Source organism: Chitinophaga sp. G7 BAM 1005, assembly GCF_057126945.1.
The window spans coordinates 2,480,643-2,498,744 of sequence record NZ_CP181478.1 but is presented as its reverse complement, the minus strand read 5'-3'; the positions used below and the strand labels follow the sequence as shown (position 1 = coordinate 2,498,744).

The following is an 18,102-nucleotide window of genomic DNA, read 5'->3' as shown; positions in this document are numbered from 1 at the left end:
GCCGTTAATCATTGCTCACCCGCTGGTTTACCTTTAATGTAATAGGCTTGTTGATTTCATATTCCACCAAAGCTTTAATGGTGATCACCTCCCGATCACTGAAAGGCCGCTGCGGAAGGAACTTAGGGTCTATATCCACCTGGATTTCAGCGGTCCGGTCTTCAAAAAGATAGTTATTACCACGGAGCTTTTTAGTCACGTAGCCGGTCACCCTAACAGTGATGCTGTCGTTGTGCAGTTGCCGGGCGTTGCGCATCACCTCTCCAATGGTGTAAGTCCTTTCCTGGAGAGCGAACAGGGGAAGCAACAAACATAGCATCCAGCTTTTCATGATAAATATATTGGTTTGCTAACACCATAAACAATAATCATGACAGATTGTTCACCGAACAGATACATTTGGTTATCTTGTAAATCATAAACTTCAGGTATGGGATTCCTCAAAACGTACAGCAGTATGTTCTGGTTACTGGCAGGCATCATCGCCGGCAGTATTGCAGGGCTTATATTTGGTGAGCGTGTAGCTATTATCAAACCATTGGGCGATGTTTTTCTGAACCTGTTGTTTACGGCCATTATACCGTTGGTATTCTTTGCCATCTCCTCTGCCATTGCCAACATAGAAGCGGGGCATAAGCTGGGCCGTATCCTCAGCGTAATGTCGCTGGTATTCCTGGGCACCATTCTCATCTCTGCCTTTCTTACGATTGTAGCCGTCTGGATCTTTCCTATCCATCAGCAGGTAATCCTCACAAAGGAGGTGAACCTGGAACAACCAGGTAACTGGGGAGAACAGCTGGTACGACTGCTCACCGTGAATGAATTTTACGAGTTGCTGTCACGTAAAAATATGCTGCCGTTCCTCATCTTCTCCGGGCTTGTTGGTTTTGCCGCCATGCGTACCGGTGAAAAAGGCGCTGCTTTCCGCGGCTTTCTGCAATCGGGTAACGAGGTGATGAAAGATATCCTGACGCTCATCATGAAATTAGGCCCTGTCGGACTGGGCGCCTACTTCGCTTACCAGGTGGGCACTGTAGGGCCACAATTGTTTGGCGCCTACGCGCACTCCCTCGGTATTTATTATGGTTTTGGCATCGTGTATTTTATCGTTGGCTTCAGCGCGTATGCATTTGTTGCCGGTGGTATACCAGGTATAAAAATTTTCTGGAAGAATAATATTATCCCCACCCTTACTGCAGTTGGTACCGGCAGCAGCATCGCTACTATTCCGGCTAATCTCCAGGCGGTAGAACGGATGGGCGTACCACGCGATATCGGTAATGTGGTAGTGCCACTGGGCGCTACGCTGCATAAAGACGGCTCCAGCATTTCTTCCATCATAAAAATGGCGGTGGTATTTGCCATGTTCGGAAGGGGCTTCGATGGTGTAGCAGTAATTTTAATGGCACTAGGCGTTACCGTTATAGCCAGCATCGTGGAAGGCGGTATTCCTAATGGCGGCTACATCGGCGAGCTGCTGGTGATGAGCATTTACGGCTTCCCCATAGAAGCGCTCCCGCCGCTGATGATTATAGGCACGCTGGTAGATCCGCTGGCTACGATCCTCAATGCAACGGGAGACAATGTAGCCGCTATGCTGACAACACGTTTTCTGCGAGGGCGGGCGCCGGCAGTTTCGTAAACGCCTGTTCCAGGTCGGCCAGCAAGTCGGCTGTTTCTTCCAGTCCTACGGATAAACGGATCAGGCTATCGCTCACGCCTGCTGCCCTTCTCTTTTCTGCAGGAATGGATTTATGGGTCATGGCTGCGGGGTGACACAACAAACTTTTGATACCGCCCAGGCTTTCGGCCAGTTTAAAATAATGTGTGGATGTAACAAAAGCAGTTGCTGCTTCCGCCCTGTCGTCTTTCAATGTAAAAGATATAATCCCGCCAAACCCTTTACTCTGTTGCTTTGCCAGCTCATGTCCCGGATGTGATGGCAGTCCCGGGTAAAACACTTTATCCACTGCCGGATGTTTCTCCAGGTATTCTGCCAGCGCCTGCGCATTAATACCATGCTGCTTAATACGCAGATGTAATGTTTCAATACCACGTATCAGCAGGAAGCTGTCGAACGGCGAAAGAATAGCGCCGCAGGCATTCTGATAAAATTTGATCTCCTCTCCCAGTTGTAATGTTTTAGCCACTACTACGCCTGCAATCAGATCGCTGTGGCCACCCAGGTATTTGGTAGCGCTGTGGATCACCAGGTCGGCGCCCAGCTGCAGTGGCTTTTGCAACACAGGGGAGGCAAAGGTATTATCTACACAAAACAAACAGTTATGTGCTTTTGCAATGCGGCCAATGGCGGCAATGTCTGAAATCTTCAACGTTGGATTAGTAGGCGTTTCCAGCCAGATCAGGCGCGTGGCCGGTGTAATGGTATTGAACACCGCCTGTGTATCGGAAGTATCCACATAGTTTACTTTGATGCCAAACTTCTCATATACTTTATTGAATAACCGGAACGCGCCTCCGTAAATATCATCTACCGCCACAATTTCATCACCCGATTTCAGGAGTTTTATCACGGCGTCAATCACTGCCAGACCGCTGGCAAAGGCAGATGCGGTAGCGCCGCCTTCCAGCTTCGCAATGATCTTTTCTGCGGTTTCGCGGGTAGGATTATTGGAGCGGGCGTAATCGTATCCTTTATTTAGGCCGGGCGCGTCCTGTACAAAAGTAGAGGTTTGATAAATAGGCACGGCAATAGCGCCTGTTTGCGGATCTACGGGAATAGAATGGATCAGTTCAGTGATAGTGCTCATCTTTGTTTGATTTTTAGTTTGATGAAAATTGATTAAACAGGTCCGTTAAATGAGCATATCAAAAAGGTGGGAGCATAAAAAAAACTCACCTGGGAGCCAGATGAGTTTTCTTATTATCGGAAGAATAATATAAAGTAAAACTATTGATCTGACTTATCTTTCCTGGTTCGTAAACCGGGATGGATGCAGCACCTTTCACTGTTTGCACAGTGATGGTTGCTAAGGTATCGTCGGGCCATGTCCCTCCTCCTTTCTTGATAAGCTATTTAAAGAACTGGTGCAAAGATAAGGCAGAAAAAATAACTTCCAAATTTATTTTCCTACAAAATCAGTAGACTATTATTTATGTGCGAGTGTTAAGCGGATGCCTTCTTCATAAGAAGTAGGTTTCACTTTAAAGTGCTGCTCAAACTTTGTAGCGTCGAAAATATAAGGATGGTTATTCTGGTACAGCATTTCCTTTATTTCCCGGATTGTGGTATCAAACAGCCCGGAGAGGGTAAGCATAAAGCCCCCCAGCTTCATATATTTAGGCTTCACGCCCATTTGAGTAGCAATAATATTTATGTACCCGTTGCCATCGGGCGCCGGGTTGGCGGTGGGGAGATGCCACACCTGGTTCCAGGAAGTATCGTCCTGGGAAAGCAGGTACAATCCTTTGGCGGCATCTTGTGTGAAGGTGTAGCTGTGTGTCTGATCGTCTTTTCCGAGCCACATGGCATTGCTGTTTTTCCTGAACTTATCGATGACCAGCAGGTTGAGGAAACCGGTTTTATCGGCGCCGGGTCCGTAGAAGTCGGCTGCCCTTGCAATGGTGGCGGTGAGGTTACCGGCCTTCACCTCGTTCATCAGCTGGGTGGCAATAGCCGCGCGGACTGTTCCTTTTTTACTGGACGGATGATACGGCGTATCTTCTTTCATCGGGCCGTTTACTAACCCGTAAGAATATACGTTATCAAAGAAGATAAGTTTTGCACCGGCTTCTTTGCAGGCATTAATTACATTGGTCATAATCCTGGGCCACGCATCGGACCATACCTTGATATCATATTTGAGACCGGCAGTAAGAAATACCACGGCGCTGCCTTTCACGGCTTTCTTTGTTTGCGCGGCATCCGTAATATCGGCCGGTACCAGGTCGGTAATGCCTTCAATGGATTTAGGCGAGCGGCTCACGAGACGTACCGGTTTGTTGTGGCGCACCAGTTCGGCAGCCAGTTCATTGGCAATAATACCTCCTGCACCGAGGATTGTATATAAGGGCTGGATAGAAGAGTCAGACATAAAATGAGGATGTGTTTATATGATGACGAATGAGTGAACAGAATATTTTATTTCAGGGGTCTAACGGATCAAAAACATTGACCTGCAGCGACCGGAGGTCCGGCAGGAACGACAAAAAGTAAAGGTCCGCTTGTTTGATATCTGCCGCAGGCATGTATCCCAGCTCTGTTGTACAGCGTTGGGTAAACATCGGGCTGTTCACATAGGCGACGTGCATAGCATCAGATACGCACATCATCCTTTTATTGGCCGGTATACCGCTCCGCCACACAATCCTCACAGCATTACGCACGTTGGTAGTGGTGTGGCGGGCATAAGGGTCTACCATTACTGCCGAGGCCGGGATCTTTAACTCATTTACCAGGTATTTCCTCATTTCCACCGCTTCGGAATATTGGGTGCCCACGGGCCTTACATGCCCACCGGATACAATAATGAAGGGGGCCATTCCTTTGCGGTACAATTCTGCCCCGGTGCGGCAGCGGCTTTTACCGGTTTCGCTTATTGTTTCCTTTGCCACCGGGCTTGCCCCCAAAATAAGCATGGCGGTGTATGGATATTTGTTCCAGTCTGTTTTCTTTATTTGTCTATAAGCTTCTTCGTTGATACCGGATAATGGTTCATAGCGCACGGCTTCATCGCGGCGGTTCAGCTCCAGTAAGCCCAGTGCCACCTGCAGCGACGGCTGGAAGAATATGTCCGGCTTTTTTTCCGCAGCCTGTTCCATTACACGTTCCACCATTGCCCTGTAGGCGGGCGATAATACATAATAAGTGGCAGAGTCAATCACGGGGTAGCGGAGTCCTTTTCCATTCGTATAGGCATTAAGGATATAGTTTACGCCATCGGCGGCGTCCTTCCAGGCAAGAGAGAGGAATGTGGCGTCAGTTTTCCCGGCGTATAGCTGGAACAGGCCACTGCCACGCATTTCGCTTAACAGGCGTTCCATCTCCTTTGGGTGCTGCTGCAATAATGTAAGAAAGGCTCCACTCACTTCATTAATGGCGCTGCCGCTAAACTGCAAAGAAGCGGTAAGATCACCGCTACTCACGGGATGGGCTACACGCTGTGCGTAGGTGTTCCGCAATGTGGTAAGCGTGCTGTCTTTATTCATTAACTGCGGCAGCCTGGGCACACGCTCCAGCAATGTGAACAGGTAAAAGATCCTGTCCTGCAAAACGCTGGTTCCCTTGTAAAACTTGTAACGCAGGTCCGGCGAAGCAGGTTGACCAAAAGTACAGGATAACACCAGGAGCAGCAGGCCGGTAAGAAAGCAGTTTTTCATCAAAGCAGGTATTACAGGAGCAATAATACAAAAGGAAAAGGGAACTTTATCTTCTCTCCAAAATATAACCTATATTTTATATACCAATATTTAAACCTTGAAGCCCGGCCGTATATGAAAGTTTTAATAAGTAAAAAAATATAATGTATGAAATATATTTATACATAGGGGGCTCAGCAGAAAATACATACCTATTCTTTTTGTTTTTCATTGATTATCTATTGGTTACGGAATATAAAATCATTTATTTTCGTCCTGGTTTAGCCACCACGCCAACGTCCCAATCATATGTAACAATGTATACAACCCAAGAAAAAAAGACCTTTGTACGTTATGCTGTGTTAACGATAATGGTGATTGTTCTGATGACCTTTTTTATGATCATCTCTTTAAGAAAGAAAGAGTCAGCACAGTTAAGCATAGTAGTTAAAGACCTGATAGCTACTAAAACAGATGTAGGCCATATTGACCAGGCAGTACAGCTGCTGTATGCAGCAGATAACAACTTCCGTGTATATACGCTTACCTACGACAAGCATTACCTGAATGCCTATGTGGGTCAGTTGAGCAGCATTACTGCGCACCTGGACAGCGCCATGAACTCCGCCAAAAATGAGAAGCAGCTGCATGCGCTGCTGGCCGACAAAGCAAGGAAGTCGCAGCTGTTCCTACAGACACGGCTATACGTAGATTCATTGCTGCAACTGTCGCAGGTATGGGACACTGCCGCCCAGCCCCTCCCCCTGCAGCAACTGGGCGATATCAAGGTACCGGCGCCTAATATAAAGGCCGATACGATTGTTACCACAGAAACAGCTACTGCCAAAGGCCGCAAGAAATTACTGGGCCGCATCAAGGATGCGATCAGCAATAAATCGCAGGTACAGCAAACCAGCCAACAGGTGAAAATCGTTCAATACGACGCACCGAAGGATGGCAAAGCCTTTTCAAAAGATCAACTGTCAAAGATCCAGGCCGCCTATAACAAGTTTATAAAAGACGCCACCGAAAGCCACAATAACCTGAAGCAAAAAGAATATGCCCTCGTTATTGCCAACGAGCGGCTGTTCTCCGGACTGCTTCACCTCATGGCAAACCTGAAACAGAACATCGTGGCGGAAACCGATAAGAAGCGGTTGCAGCTGGGCCAGGATATCGACCATTCCCTCTACCGGCTGGATAAGCACAATTACTGGGAAATTCCCCTCATCCTGTTACTGGCAGGGATCATTATATATGGTATCATCCGTTTATACCGCTACGACCTGGCTTTGCTGAGGGCCAAGCAACAAGCGGAAAAGTTTGCACAACAGAAAAGCGACTTTGCAGCTACCATCAGTCATGAAATACGCACACCGGTACAGTCGGTGCTCGGCTACGCGCACCTGCTGGAGCGCGACAAAACACCGGAAACGGTGGCGGCTATACGTCATTCGGCAGAAATGCTGTTACAGGTAGTAAATAACGTGCTCGACTATACGCGGATGGAATCTGCAGAATCGCTGTTAAGGGAAGAAAAGTTTGCTCCCCGCACTGCTATTGAAGAGGTATGCAATACGCTGGCTGTACAGGCATCCATGAAATCACTGACGCTGGATGTAAACATTTACTTCCCCAGCACTTTAATTGTAGTGGGCGACGCCTTCCGGCTGAAACAGGTATTGATTAACCTGGTGGCCAACGCCATTAAATTCACGGAAAAAGGCGGTATTACCGTAACGGCGCATATGCGTGACAACAACTTGTTGCAGGTAAGCGTAAAAGATACTGGTGTAGGTATTTCGCATAAAGAACTACCTTTGGTATTCAATGCTTTCTCCCAGGGAAATAGCCATTATCATAAAGGAAGCGGATTGGGATTGCATATTTCCAAGAAGATCATCGATCTGCACAACGGAAAGATACATGTGGAAAGCCTTGCAGGAAAAGGCTCCACTTTTTATTTTGAAATCAGGTATAAGCTGATGACCCCATCACCTGTTACCAAAAAAATTATTGTCCCGGTGAATAATACATCTACAAACGCTACTATTCCGGCAGGTATCCGGTTACTGGTGGTAGAGGACAGCATCCTCAACCAGAAACTACTCGCCCTGATGCTGGACAGAATGCAGGCGTCCTATCTGATTGTTTCTTCGGCAGAAGAAGCGCTGGAAGTGTACGATCGTGAAGCATTCGATTTTGTACTGACCGACATTGATCTCCCCGGCATCGATGGACTGATGCTTACCAACATGATCCGGGAATTACCCGACAAGAAGAAAGCGGCAGTAACCATTATTGCCATTACCGGTAATGTTATGGAAGATGATATTGAACTGTATCTCCGCTCAGGTTTAAATGATTACATCATGAAGCCTTACCGCGAAGAAGACATCCTGGAGAAAATTACCAGGCATCGCCAAATGGCTTAATTTGCGGAATGACTATCGCCGATCAGATCATTGCTTTCAACAGCCAGCTACATTTCTCGGGCAAGTTGCCCGCAGGTATACGTGTGATGAACCCTTTCCGGGAAGGCCCCGGTATTATGGGTATCATGACACAGTTTTACAAAAAGTTCTACGACGACAAACAGCCACGGCAACTGATCCTGGGCATTAATCCCGGCCGGCTTGGATCGGGATCTACCGGCGTACCCTTTACGGATACCAAACGCATGTGGGACAAGTGCGGCATTGAAATTACCGGGCTTAAAACACACGAACCCTCTTCTGTTTTTGTGTATGACGTGATAGACGCCTATGGCGGGGTGAGAAAGTTTTACCGACAGTTTTATATCAGCTCCATTTGTCCGCTGGGATTTACCTCCCTTCAACCCGGCGGAAAGGAAATAAATTACAATTATTACGACAGTGCCGCTTTAACAAAAGCTGCTTATCCATTTATTGTGAGCAGTTTAAAAGAACAATTGCAGTGGAATATCAGTCGTGAAGTATGCTACTGTATGGGGACAGGGAAGAATGCCGCGTTCCTGCAGGCATTAAATGAAAAGGAGAAATTTTTCGGGGCTGTTGTTCCGTTGGAGCATCCCCGTTTTGTGATGCAGTATAAATCCAAAACGAAATCGCAGTATATCGACAAATACCTGACGGCTTTTGAGGAGCACTTCTAACCCCAACCTGTGGAGTTTTTACGCCGTCTGAACCGCAATCTGGTCTGCAATGTTGTTCAGCAGTCCCATGTTTAAACGACGGCCATTGTCTGTAGCGCCCGGCGCGCGTACAAATCCGTCCTCATCTTTTTCCATCATTACCTCTTCTCCGTCTACATCTACCAGAAAGCGTTCAGCTGAAGAGGGCTTTACATAAAAGCGGCCTCCGGAAGTTTTGATCATAAAAGCGTCCATAAGATTCTTTTTTCTAAGAGATCTTATGCAAACCACGGACCAGCTATGTCAGGACAAAAAATAAAAATATTGATTCCAGATCAGCTCAAATTCTGCCTGGGAAAAATGATGAAGCCACGATACGTTGAGATACTCCATGTTCAGATTTTTACAAGACGGCAGTCCCAGGTATCTTTGGGTTGTTCCGGTACCGGATCGGGCGTTACTACACCGGTGATCTGGTAGATATTGCCTTCTTCATGCAACCGGTCGCCAATCTGAGGGGTCAGTTCCTCTTTGAAGCGGATGGTGGCAATGATACCGAACGACTTGTAACTATGAATTTTCACAATACTCGCAGACCTTACGGGTAAGAGCAATTCGGCCTTTTTGCGATTGTGACTCCGGTACAGGGAGAACATCAGCCATAATGCCAGGGCAAACAGGCTAAAGAGCAGCAGCAGATTCACGGCTTTTTTTAGGTTTAGGTTGAATAAATATGTTATGGTTGAACCGCACCTCCCGTTGGCATAGAAGAGGTAGTACTACAATATAGTGAATTTAACACATGTAAACAATTTTTTTACAAGGCAGAGTGATGGCTCCCGGGGGAGAAGATACGGAGAGCGATGTTTATATAAAGATTACTTCCCGGATGCTTCTGCGATACTTCGGACATGGGTAGCTGATGGACTATCCATGCACTATCTATACTGTTCTCATGGACTCCTCATGCACTATTGATGCACTATCAATGCACTATCTATACACTTAGGACGCCTGAGGTCGCTAATCCCTTAAACATTAATATTAAATACCTGCAATGGGTCATCGTACAGGAAAGTATATCCCAGCAGGTTTCTCAGTTTACTGGACCCCACAATCTTATACGGCTCCTCTTCGGCGGGCAATCTGCGCGGCATCTGGATACCGAGGCGTTGCGCTGCCGCCTTGTAATAATGGCTGCGTTGCGGGTGTCCGCTGGCGCAGGCGTTAAACACTTCTCCCCACACCTCTTTTTCTATCACCTGCCGGATAATACCGATGCAGTCGTCCCGGTGGATCACGTTTATGGGCTGGGCGTTGGCTTTCCGGCCTTCCATGATACGGCGTTGATCCGGCAGCCGGTCGTAGCCAATAAGGCCGCCGAAACGTAGCACAGTGGTATCAAACGCGCCTGATTCCAGCAACAGGTTTTCTGCTTCCCGCAATGCCATCCCGTTGGGCGTGTCGGGCAATTCTTCATTTTCTTCTGTTACCAGTCCGTTGATGTCTTTATATACAGAGGTGGAGCTCACAAATATAACTTTGCGGATAGGCGTGGTTTCTATAAAGCTGCGCAACAGCGCTATTTCAGATACGTGCGCCTCTTTGCCCCTTTCTTTCCGTGGCGGAACATTTACGATCAGTATGTCGGCGTCCCAGAAGGCGTCCGGGCCGGTTAGTACGTCTTCGGACAGCACTACGGTGTATGCTTCCAGGCCGAGCGCCTGTAATTCCTGTACGCCTCCAATGCTGGTGCGGGCGCCTTTTACGGCGTAGCCTATTGTTTGCAGGTGCAATGCCAGCGGCTTTCCGAGCCAGCCACAGCTTAAAACACTGATCCTCTCGTTTCTTTCCTGTTCGTGGGTTATTGCTGTGCTGTCCATATAAAATAATATTTTACCGCAATAATGATGATCACCATCACGAAGGTAACTGCGTGATTAAGGTACATCACCTTGCTAAATTCTCCGTGTTCAATACTGCGTTCATTTTCACCGATGTAAGGCTTGTGTACCACCACGCCCTGGTAGGAATTAGGGCCGCCAAAGCGGCAGTCAAGAATACCTGCCAGCGCGGCTTCCGGGTATCCTGAATTTGGGCTGCTGTGTGCCGGTCCGTATTTAATCATAAAATGCCAGGCACGACTGCTGCCATACAGGAGGATCATCAACAGCGCCGTAATACGGGCCGGGATAAAATTAGCTACATCATCCAGGCGGGCGGCAAAGCGTCCAAAATACAGGTATTGCCCGTTCTTATAACCTATCATGGAGTCAAGGGTATTGATCATCTTATACAGCATCATACCGGGCAGGCCCAGCACTGCATAAAAAAACAGTGGCGCTACTACCCCATCGCTCAGGTTTTCCGACATCGATTCAAATACCGCGATACGGATCTGATCCGGTGAGAGATGAGCGGTATCCCTTCCAACTATCCACGACAGCCGCCTGCGGCCGGCTTCCAGTCCTTCGTGATGTAAAACTTCAAATACCTCTTTGCCTTCCTGCAGCAGGCTTTTGTTGGCCAGCGCAAAAAAAACAAACACTGCACTGAATCCATAGTACACTACTGGCCACCCCGATAGTACCATAAGCGTAAAATAAAAACTTATATACACCGCCGCGCACAGGCTAACAGTGAGCAAGGCGCCCTTCCAGCACCTGGCACGGCCCCTGTTCAGCAAACGTGTACCCTGGCTGATCAGCCAGCCATAAACTTTTACCGGATGCGGCCAGCTGCGCGGATCTCCCAGCAGCAGGTCGGCGGCATACCCTAACAGTAACGGCAATACGAATGCTAATAGAGGGTCCATTGGCGCAAAGCAGTAGTCAGTAATTGATTATCGGCGGCATTGCGGCAGGCCACCCGGCAATGCCCGGGTCCCAGTCCGTAGAAATTGGAGGCATCACGGATCAGTAATCCATACTTTTCCAGCAGCCATGCTTTCAGCGTAGCGGCAGTACCTGTTAATGTTTCAAACAAAAAATAATGCGTATGCGATGTATACACTTTATACTCCGGCATCTTATGGATGCCCTCCCATAAATGAAAAGTTTCCTGCAACAGGCTACCAGTGGCAATGGTAAACTGCTCCGGGTGTTCCAGGATATAGTAGCCGGCCTCCAGTGCCAGGCTGTTTACCGACCACGGCATCCGGAAGGTACGGACACGGTCCAGCAGTTGTTTTCTTCCCGCCACATAACCCAGCCGCAATCCGGGGATGCAACAGGTTTTTGTCATGGACCTCAGCACCAGTACATTCGGCAACCGGTGCAGGTGCGGCAGCATAGTAGCGGCGTTCAGCGTAAACTGTATATAGGCTTCATCAATGATGAACACCGTGTGTTTGTTATGTGTAATGAGTTGTTGCAGGTCCGCTTCGTCCAACGCCTGCCCTGTAGGATTGTTAGGATTGCAGATAAATACCAGGTCGCTGCTGAACACCGTACCTGGTGTAAGTTTATCCCATTGCAGGTATTGCACCTGGTGCCGGTATAGCTTACACGCATCCGCATACTCCGAAAAAGTGGGCGCTACCACCGTGGTAGTGGCTCCTGTGAATGCCTGTGCCACGAGGTAAATAGCCTCTGTACCTCCATTGGTGACCAGGATGCTGCCAGCAGGCATACCGGCCCGGGTTTCCAGCAGGGCCTGTAGTTTTGCAGCCCCAGCATCAGGGTAGTGATCTATGCCGGTTACTTTATTCTTCAGATGCTCCTTCAATCCTTCCTGTAAACCGCCATACCATACGTTGGAACTGAAGTCAGCTTTCACCTGCTGATCAAACAGGTACCCATCGTCTCCGTGTCCTTGTATCATAATGCAATAATATTATAACTCCAGTGCCTTATAAACAGCCGGAATGTCCAGATGTTCACGGATATGTGTTGCCAGTTTGTTATATTGTTCCTCTTTGAACCGGCGGTAATCGAACTCCTTTGCTACTGCGGGTTTCCCGCAATGCGCCAGCAGATCATTGATCACAGTATCATTATCCAGGATACCGTGCAGGTAAGTACCCCAGCAGTTGGCCCGGAGAAAATACCCGTCTGTGCCGCCACCGGGAAATGTATTTAGTGGAGAAGGGATGGTGGCAGTAGTATCTCCCATATGAATTTCATATCCTTCACACACTTTCTGCTGATCCCGGTAGTAAAAACTTCTTTGCCGGGTTACTTTTTCTTTTGTAAGCACGGTGGCAACCGGCAGGATACCCAGTCCCGGTATGCTTCCGGCAACACCTTCCACACCATGAGGGTCCGCTACCTGTTGTCCCATCATCTGGTAGCCGCCACAAATACCGATCACGGTTTTATTTCGTTTATACGCTTCCGTTATAGCGGCAGCGGTACCGTTATTCCTGACCGAGATCAGGTCGGCGATGGTGTTTTTACTGCCTGGCAGGATAATAATGTCTGCTGCAGCCAGTTCTGCGGGATTATCCGTATAGAAGATATTCACCCGCTCATCTTTTTCCAGTGCATTGAAATCAGTGAAGTTGGACATATGCCGCAACAACACAATGGCTATATTTATTTGCCCGGCGGCCAACCGTTTCTGTTTAAGCGGTAATGAAACCGCATCCTCTTCTTCAATATGAATATCGTGATAATAAGGCAGTACGCCGGTTACCGGCACGCCGGTAATGCTTTCCAGCATTGCGCGGCCATCTTCAAATAAACGGATATCGCCACGGAATTTATTGATGATAATACCTTTGATCAGTGCTTTTTCTTCCGGCGGCAACAGCGCGATGGTTCCGTACACGCTGCCAAAAATCCCTCCGCGGTCAATATCTGCAATGAGATACACTGCAGCTCCTGCATGCAACGCGATCCGCATATTGGTGATATCTTTTGCGCGCAGGTTCAGCTCTGAGATACTGCCCGCACCTTCCATTACCACCGGATTAAAGCGTTGCGACAAACGGTTAAATGCACTTTTCACTTCATCAAAGAGGGCGCGTTTATCATCTTCCATGAAGTATTCCCAGGCCGACTGATTACCGGCTGGCTTACCATGTAGCACCAGTTGGGCGTTGCGATCGCTGACAGGCTTCAGCAGCACCGGGTTCATATCGGTATGACACGGCGCCCCGGCGGCTTCTGCCTGTACCGCCTGTGCACGGCCTATTTCCAGGCCATCGGGCGTTGCATAGCTGTTGAGCGACATATTCTGGGCCTTAAAAGGCGCCGGAGCATATCCATCCTGTTTGAAAATACGGCAAAACCCGGCAGTGATCACGCTTTTGCCTACATCGGAAGCCGTACCCACAAACATTACCGGCCGGAGTTGTTTCATTCGTTCATGACATTAGTGCTGGCGCGAAGATATTAACTTTCACAAAAGTATTCTCCTTTGAATTACATCTGTTTACGGTTCCGGTTATGGAAGCTTAATGTATAATCTATTCCACAGTCCTTTTATTTAGCACTCTCCACCACTTTAAGCCTGCTTTCCAGCTCCTTATTCTTTTTATCCAGTTGAATGATATACAAACTCAGCTCCTCCACTTTTTGCAGTAACCTTTTATTCATATCTCCGAGATCCAATCCATCTTTTGCCACTTCCATTGCAGAAGGTATCTCCGGAAGATGCTGATGCGTTGATATATATTGCTCAAGCGCCGAAATTTCAGGCATTGGCGCCGGGATCTGCAGCGAGTGTCATATTGTGTGTCCAACTGCCATAGGCACAGTTCACCTGGTAAGTTCCTATGCCAATATAGAGTCCATTATTAAAATAAATATCGTAAGCAGTGGCCGCAGTGCCCGCCGCATTGGGTAATATTTTGATGCCATTTACAGCACCAATGCTCCTCCCGCTGCGGCTTGCATAAGCCGAAAAGGCGAAGCCGTCTATCACGGAATTTCCATTACCGGTCCTGATAAAAAGCTCGGTGAATCCCATTTGGTTAGTTTGGGCATTAAAACCCACCCCTCCGTAGATCCTGATGGAAGCGGATACCCCTTGCTGAGGAATAGCAAGTGTTCCGGCTTTTACCCAACCAGCCGTGCCAAGCGTTGCATTGCTAAGAGATCCGGTGTAGTTAATTTGTGCAAAAAGTAGTCGATCACCAAATAGTAAGAAACATAGAAGGATCAACAGAAAACGGCTAACAGTAGTGTATTTAGTCATCATTTTATATTTAGTACAGGGTCATGTCCAGGTAAGGTAATAAATAGTCATTAAACAAGGTAACGTCCCTGAAAGAATCAGAAGATGTTACCTTGTATTTTATGGATCATTTAAACACGTCATCTCCTACCCCACTATTAATCGCTGCCTTTTTCACTTTCATCACCGCATCATAACCACCGGCATTGGTAGTAATGGTAAAGGGCAACTGTACACCATTCACGCTGCGGTAATCAGTGAAGTCGGTAGTCGTTTCTTTTTCGTTGCCTTCCTGTCCGGGTAAGGAAACGGTGCGTACTTTCAGACCCGTTTTCACATCATAATAGTTGCGCAGCAATGCCCCGTTGGAAGTAGCGATACTGATAACATAGGCGCTTGTATTATTTACATCGGCGGTCAGCGGCGCCAGTTCCAGCTTAACATCGTTGGCGCGGGTGAGGTATTGCAACTCCGGGAACAGGCTGTTCTTATCTTTCAGGATCGCCTTATCTGCCGGTGAAAGCGGCGCCTCCTGCCCCATACGCATCATGCTAACATTACTGCCGTTGATCAGCAGCTTATAAGCAATTAATTTATTGACAGGAATACTTACCACCTGTAGTATTTTATCCGGTTGTTTCGCCTGCAAGGTGCGCTCAATAGGCGTTCCTTCAATGCTTCCCTCTTCTTCCAACAGCAGGTCCTTTACACCATTCAGCTTATCAGCGCCACCTATGACGTCGATATATTTTTTTAATATAGCCGTACCCGTAGTACCATCGGGTACAGGTTTGCCCAGATCGGCTTTCCAGCTGTTATTGGCGGGATTGATATCGGGAAAATTACCTGCGGGATCAATAACCACGCTGGTTAGCTTAGTAGTGGAAGGATAGCGGAATGTCCAGTTACTGCCTCGCTGCCATACTTCCACGGGCAGATGCATGGTATCTGTTTTACCATTGGCATCTGTTACTGCCAGCACTACCGGCATCGGGAGTTGTTCCAGGTTCTGAATGGTGATGAGTGCGCCCTGTGCAGGATCGTTCTTTACATACTTCACCTCTTTTACTGCCTGGTCCAGTTTCCAGGTATTAAAGAACCAGCCGCGCCAGAACCAGCTGAGGTCTTCACCGGCAGCATTCTCCATACTTCTGAAAAAGTCCCACGGAGTAGGATGCTTAAATGCCCACCGCTTAATATATTCCCGGAATGCATAATCAAAACGTTCCGGACCCAGGATTTCATTTCTAAGGAGGTTCAGTCCTGCTGCGGGTTTATAATACGCCGCGATGCCATTGTAATTAAGACCGATAACATCCGGGGTATTCATGATGGCTTCTGCTTTGGCTGAAAACAGCATGGGGGCCGACCGCTGCATACTTTGACGCGGAGCGTATTCTCCCATGTTGAAATTTCTTGTGGAGATCCCGTTGATGAAAGTGTTGAAGCCTTCATCCATCCAGGCGTATTTACGTTCGTTGGAACCTACGATCATCGGGAACCAGTTATGCCCGAACTCGTGGTCTGTAACGCCCCAGAGGCCGCCCTTTGTAGATTTCCAGTTACAGAAAACAATACCGGGATATTCCATTCCGCCTACAATACCTGCTACGTTGGTAGCTACCGGGTAAGTATATACGTACCATTTATCGGAGTAATGTTCGATACAACCTTTTACATATTCGGTAGATCTGCCCCAGCCATTTTTGCTGGCTACTTCTGCCGGGTAAAGTGATTGTGCCAGCGCCTTTTTACCACCGGGCAGGTTAATACGGGCAGCATCCCAGATGAAGGCTGCGGAAGCGCCCCAGGCTACATCACGGGTATTTTTACATACAAAATGCCAGGTACGGTTGCCTTTGGGCGTATTGTTTTTTACGTCTGCGCTGTCGCGGATATACACAGTTTCATCGCTGTTGCGCGCTTTGGCAAGCCGGCTCATTTCTTTTGGCGACAATACCTGCGCTTCATTCACCAGTTGACCGGAGCCTCCTACCAGCAGGCTGGCGGGAGCGGTGATAGTATAATCGAAGTTGCCGTATTCAAGGTAAAATTCCGACGCGCCCAGGTAAGGGATATTATTCCATCCGAGAATATCGTCATATACCGCCATGCGCGGGTACCATTGCGCTATTTCGTATATCCATCCGTTGACGGTGCGCAGCCGGCCGGTGCGGTCGGTTCCATATTCCGGGATCGTATAGGCGTAATCTATTTTCAGTTGCAGGGAGGCGCCTGTTTTGAGGGCATCTGCCAGCTTCACCTGCATACGGGTATCATTTACCAGGTAATTGGCGGAAACGGATTTCCCGTTAACAATCACGCTTACACTTTTCAGCTCAAAGCCCTGCGTGAAGCTCCTGTTGGCAAAACGTTCGCCGGAAGCCGCTACTGTAGCGCTGCCACGGGAATCTTCCCGGTAGATGTTCTGGTCCAGCTGCAGCCATAAAAACGGCAGTTGGTCCGGGCTGTTATTCTTATAGGTAATGACTACGGACCCGCTTATTCGATGTTGTGCTGTGTCGAGGGTTACGGCCAGTTTATAATCCGCCGCATTCTGCCAGTATTTTGGACCTGGTTGTCCGCCTGCACTACGGTATTCGTTACCGGGAGCGGGATAGAATAGCGGGGAAAAAGCCTCATGCGCATCATATTTGGATACTGTCTGGCCCATTCCCTGCTGCATCCCGGTGCATAATAGCAAGGACGCGATAGCATAGATTCTGTTGATTTTCATCGGAAGAGAATAGATTTAGAAGCACCGAATATACAGAAAATGCCGACAGCATAAAGCCGTTACAGCAAACAACAAAGTGGGAATTACTTTGCGGTTCGCTGTAACGCTTTTTATGGGACACGTTTTTTTAAAGACCGTGTTCTCTTAATTCTTTTTTAACATGTTTGAGACGGAAAGCAAAGATAATGCTGAGGATGCCGGTTCCCCAGAAGGCAGCGGCCATAAGTCCCAGCACCGTGGCCACACCGAGTGCCGGGTTATCGAGAATAAAGATGGAGATAATAATCAGTCCGATCCCTCCTGCCAGCAGCCAGCCCCAGTTGGGCACCTTATCTGTTTGCAGCTGGATAGAAAATCCAATCAGGCTGATACCTTTGAACATAAACCAGAAAGCCAGGAAAAGCGGGATCACCGCCATACTCACAGAGGGATACAGCATCAGGATAAGGCCTATCACAAGATCTATGATGCCTGAGGCGAGCGACCATCCCCACCCCTGGTGCCCTTTACGGTTGCTTATTGCAAAAGCAATTTCAAAAATACCCGTCACAAACAGGGTGACGCTGAAAAAAATGCTAAGCAATACATAGCTGCTGAAGGGATTGGAGAAAACAATACCACCTGCAATAAGGAATATGATCCCGTTGAGCAGGTACAACCACCAATACTTCACATTGTTCCTGATAGCCGAAATGAATTGTGACATAATAATTACTTTAACGTGATGAAAGGATAGTACTACGTTTCTCTCTAACACATCCCACAGTAAAATGTTCGCCGGGAATATAGGCGCACAAAAACCGGGGAAAAG

At 48.0% G+C, this 18,102-nt stretch carries 17 protein-coding genes and 1 riboswitch; of the genes, 3 read left to right on the top strand and 14 right to left on the bottom strand.

Annotation, left to right across the window (positions count from 1 at the left end):
* Positions 1-4: 4 nt before the first annotated feature.
* The gene (locus ACMXI2_RS10045; RefSeq protein WP_483781464.1) at positions 5-331 is read right to left on the bottom strand and encodes a NirD/YgiW/YdeI family stress tolerance protein; all 327 of its coding nucleotides are present in this window, start codon (positions 329-331) and stop codon (positions 5-7) included.
* 99 nt (positions 332-430) lie between these two features.
* Between ACMXI2_RS10045 and ACMXI2_RS10040 the strand changes: the two genes are divergently transcribed.
* Positions 431-1,642 carry a dicarboxylate/amino acid:cation symporter gene (locus tag ACMXI2_RS10040; RefSeq protein WP_483781463.1) on the top strand — a complete coding sequence of 404 codons (1,212 nt, stop codon included), beginning with the start codon at positions 431-433 and terminating at the stop codon, positions 1,640-1,642.
* Here the strand turns inward: ACMXI2_RS10040 and ACMXI2_RS10035 are convergent.
* The 3 genes from ACMXI2_RS10035 to ACMXI2_RS10025 all read right to left on the bottom strand — a co-directional run bounded on the left by ACMXI2_RS10035 (position 1,593) and on the right by ACMXI2_RS10025 (position 5,340).
* On the bottom strand, positions 1,593-2,771 hold the full coding sequence (locus ACMXI2_RS10035; RefSeq protein WP_483781462.1) for a trans-sulfuration enzyme family protein: 1,179 nt from the start codon (positions 2,769-2,771) through the stop codon (positions 1,593-1,595). The genes ACMXI2_RS10040 and ACMXI2_RS10035 overlap by 50 nt on opposite strands.
* 150 nt (positions 2,772-2,921) lie before the next feature.
* Positions 2,922-3,035: riboswitch (SAM riboswitch) on the bottom strand.
* 75 nt (positions 3,036-3,110) lie between these two features.
* On the bottom strand, positions 3,111-4,055 hold the full coding sequence (locus tag ACMXI2_RS10030) for an NAD-dependent epimerase/dehydratase family protein (RefSeq protein WP_483781461.1): 945 nt from the start codon (positions 4,053-4,055) through the stop codon (positions 3,111-3,113).
* Between the two features lie 52 nt (positions 4,056-4,107).
* Positions 4,108-5,340, bottom strand: coding sequence for a YdcF family protein (locus ACMXI2_RS10025; protein WP_483781460.1), 1,233 nt, complete (start codon positions 5,338-5,340; stop codon positions 4,108-4,110).
* A 296-nt stretch (positions 5,341-5,636) separates the two neighbouring features.
* Between ACMXI2_RS10025 and ACMXI2_RS10020 the strand changes: the two genes are divergently transcribed.
* Positions 5,637-7,754 carry an ATP-binding protein gene (locus tag ACMXI2_RS10020; RefSeq protein ID WP_483781459.1) on the top strand — a complete coding sequence of 706 codons (2,118 nt, stop codon included), beginning with the start codon at positions 5,637-5,639 and terminating at the stop codon, positions 7,752-7,754.
* Between the two features lie 8 nt (positions 7,755-7,762).
* Positions 7,763-8,455, top strand: coding sequence for a uracil-DNA glycosylase family protein (locus ACMXI2_RS10015; protein ID WP_483781458.1), 693 nt, complete (start codon positions 7,763-7,765; stop codon positions 8,453-8,455).
* Positions 8,456-8,473: 18 nt separating this feature from the next.
* On the opposite strand, the gene ACMXI2_RS10010 is transcribed toward ACMXI2_RS10015, so the two are convergent.
* The 10 genes from ACMXI2_RS10010 to ACMXI2_RS09965 all read right to left on the bottom strand — a co-directional run bounded on the left by ACMXI2_RS10010 (position 8,474) and on the right by ACMXI2_RS09965 (position 17,997).
* A complete protein-coding gene (locus ACMXI2_RS10010; RefSeq protein ID WP_483781457.1) occupies positions 8,474-8,689 on the bottom strand; it encodes a hypothetical protein in 216 nt (71 codons plus the stop codon).
* A gap of 140 nt (positions 8,690-8,829) precedes the next feature.
* Positions 8,830-9,138, bottom strand: coding sequence for a hypothetical protein (locus ACMXI2_RS10005; RefSeq protein WP_483781456.1), 309 nt, complete (start codon positions 9,136-9,138; stop codon positions 8,830-8,832).
* A gap of 327 nt (positions 9,139-9,465) precedes the next feature.
* Positions 9,466-10,317: a Rossmann-fold NAD(P)-binding domain-containing protein gene (locus ACMXI2_RS10000; protein ID WP_483781455.1), complete on the bottom strand. Its 852-nt coding sequence runs from the start codon at positions 10,315-10,317 to the stop codon at positions 9,466-9,468.
* The gene (cbiB, locus tag ACMXI2_RS09995) at positions 10,299-11,249 is read right to left on the bottom strand and encodes an adenosylcobinamide-phosphate synthase CbiB (protein ID WP_483781454.1); all 951 of its coding nucleotides are present in this window, start codon (positions 11,247-11,249) and stop codon (positions 10,299-10,301) included. The genes ACMXI2_RS10000 and cbiB overlap by 19 nt, the downstream gene beginning before the upstream one ends.
* The gene (locus tag ACMXI2_RS09990; RefSeq protein WP_483781453.1) at positions 11,234-12,256 is read right to left on the bottom strand and encodes a pyridoxal phosphate-dependent aminotransferase; all 1,023 of its coding nucleotides are present in this window, start codon (positions 12,254-12,256) and stop codon (positions 11,234-11,236) included. Before ACMXI2_RS09990 ends, cbiB begins: the two co-directional genes overlap by 16 nt.
* A gap of 12 nt (positions 12,257-12,268) precedes the next feature.
* On the bottom strand, positions 12,269-13,738 hold the full coding sequence (locus ACMXI2_RS09985) for a cobyric acid synthase (protein ID WP_483781452.1): 1,470 nt from the start codon (positions 13,736-13,738) through the stop codon (positions 12,269-12,271).
* Between the two features lie 122 nt (positions 13,739-13,860).
* Positions 13,861-14,079 carry a hypothetical protein gene (locus tag ACMXI2_RS09980; protein WP_483781451.1) on the bottom strand — a complete coding sequence of 73 codons (219 nt, stop codon included), beginning with the start codon at positions 14,077-14,079 and terminating at the stop codon, positions 13,861-13,863.
* Positions 14,072-14,575: a hypothetical protein gene (locus tag ACMXI2_RS09975; protein ID WP_483781450.1), complete on the bottom strand. Its 504-nt coding sequence runs from the start codon at positions 14,573-14,575 to the stop codon at positions 14,072-14,074. Before ACMXI2_RS09975 ends, ACMXI2_RS09980 begins: the two co-directional genes overlap by 8 nt.
* Before the next feature lie 106 nt (positions 14,576-14,681).
* Positions 14,682-17,291, bottom strand: a complete 2,610-nt coding sequence (locus ACMXI2_RS09970) for a M1 family metallopeptidase (RefSeq protein WP_483781449.1) — start codon at positions 17,289-17,291, stop codon at positions 14,682-14,684.
* A 127-nt stretch (positions 17,292-17,418) separates the two neighbouring features.
* Positions 17,419-17,997, bottom strand: a complete 579-nt coding sequence (locus ACMXI2_RS09965; protein WP_483781448.1) for an HdeD family acid-resistance protein — start codon at positions 17,995-17,997, stop codon at positions 17,419-17,421.
* Positions 17,998-18,102: the final 105 nt, after the last annotated feature.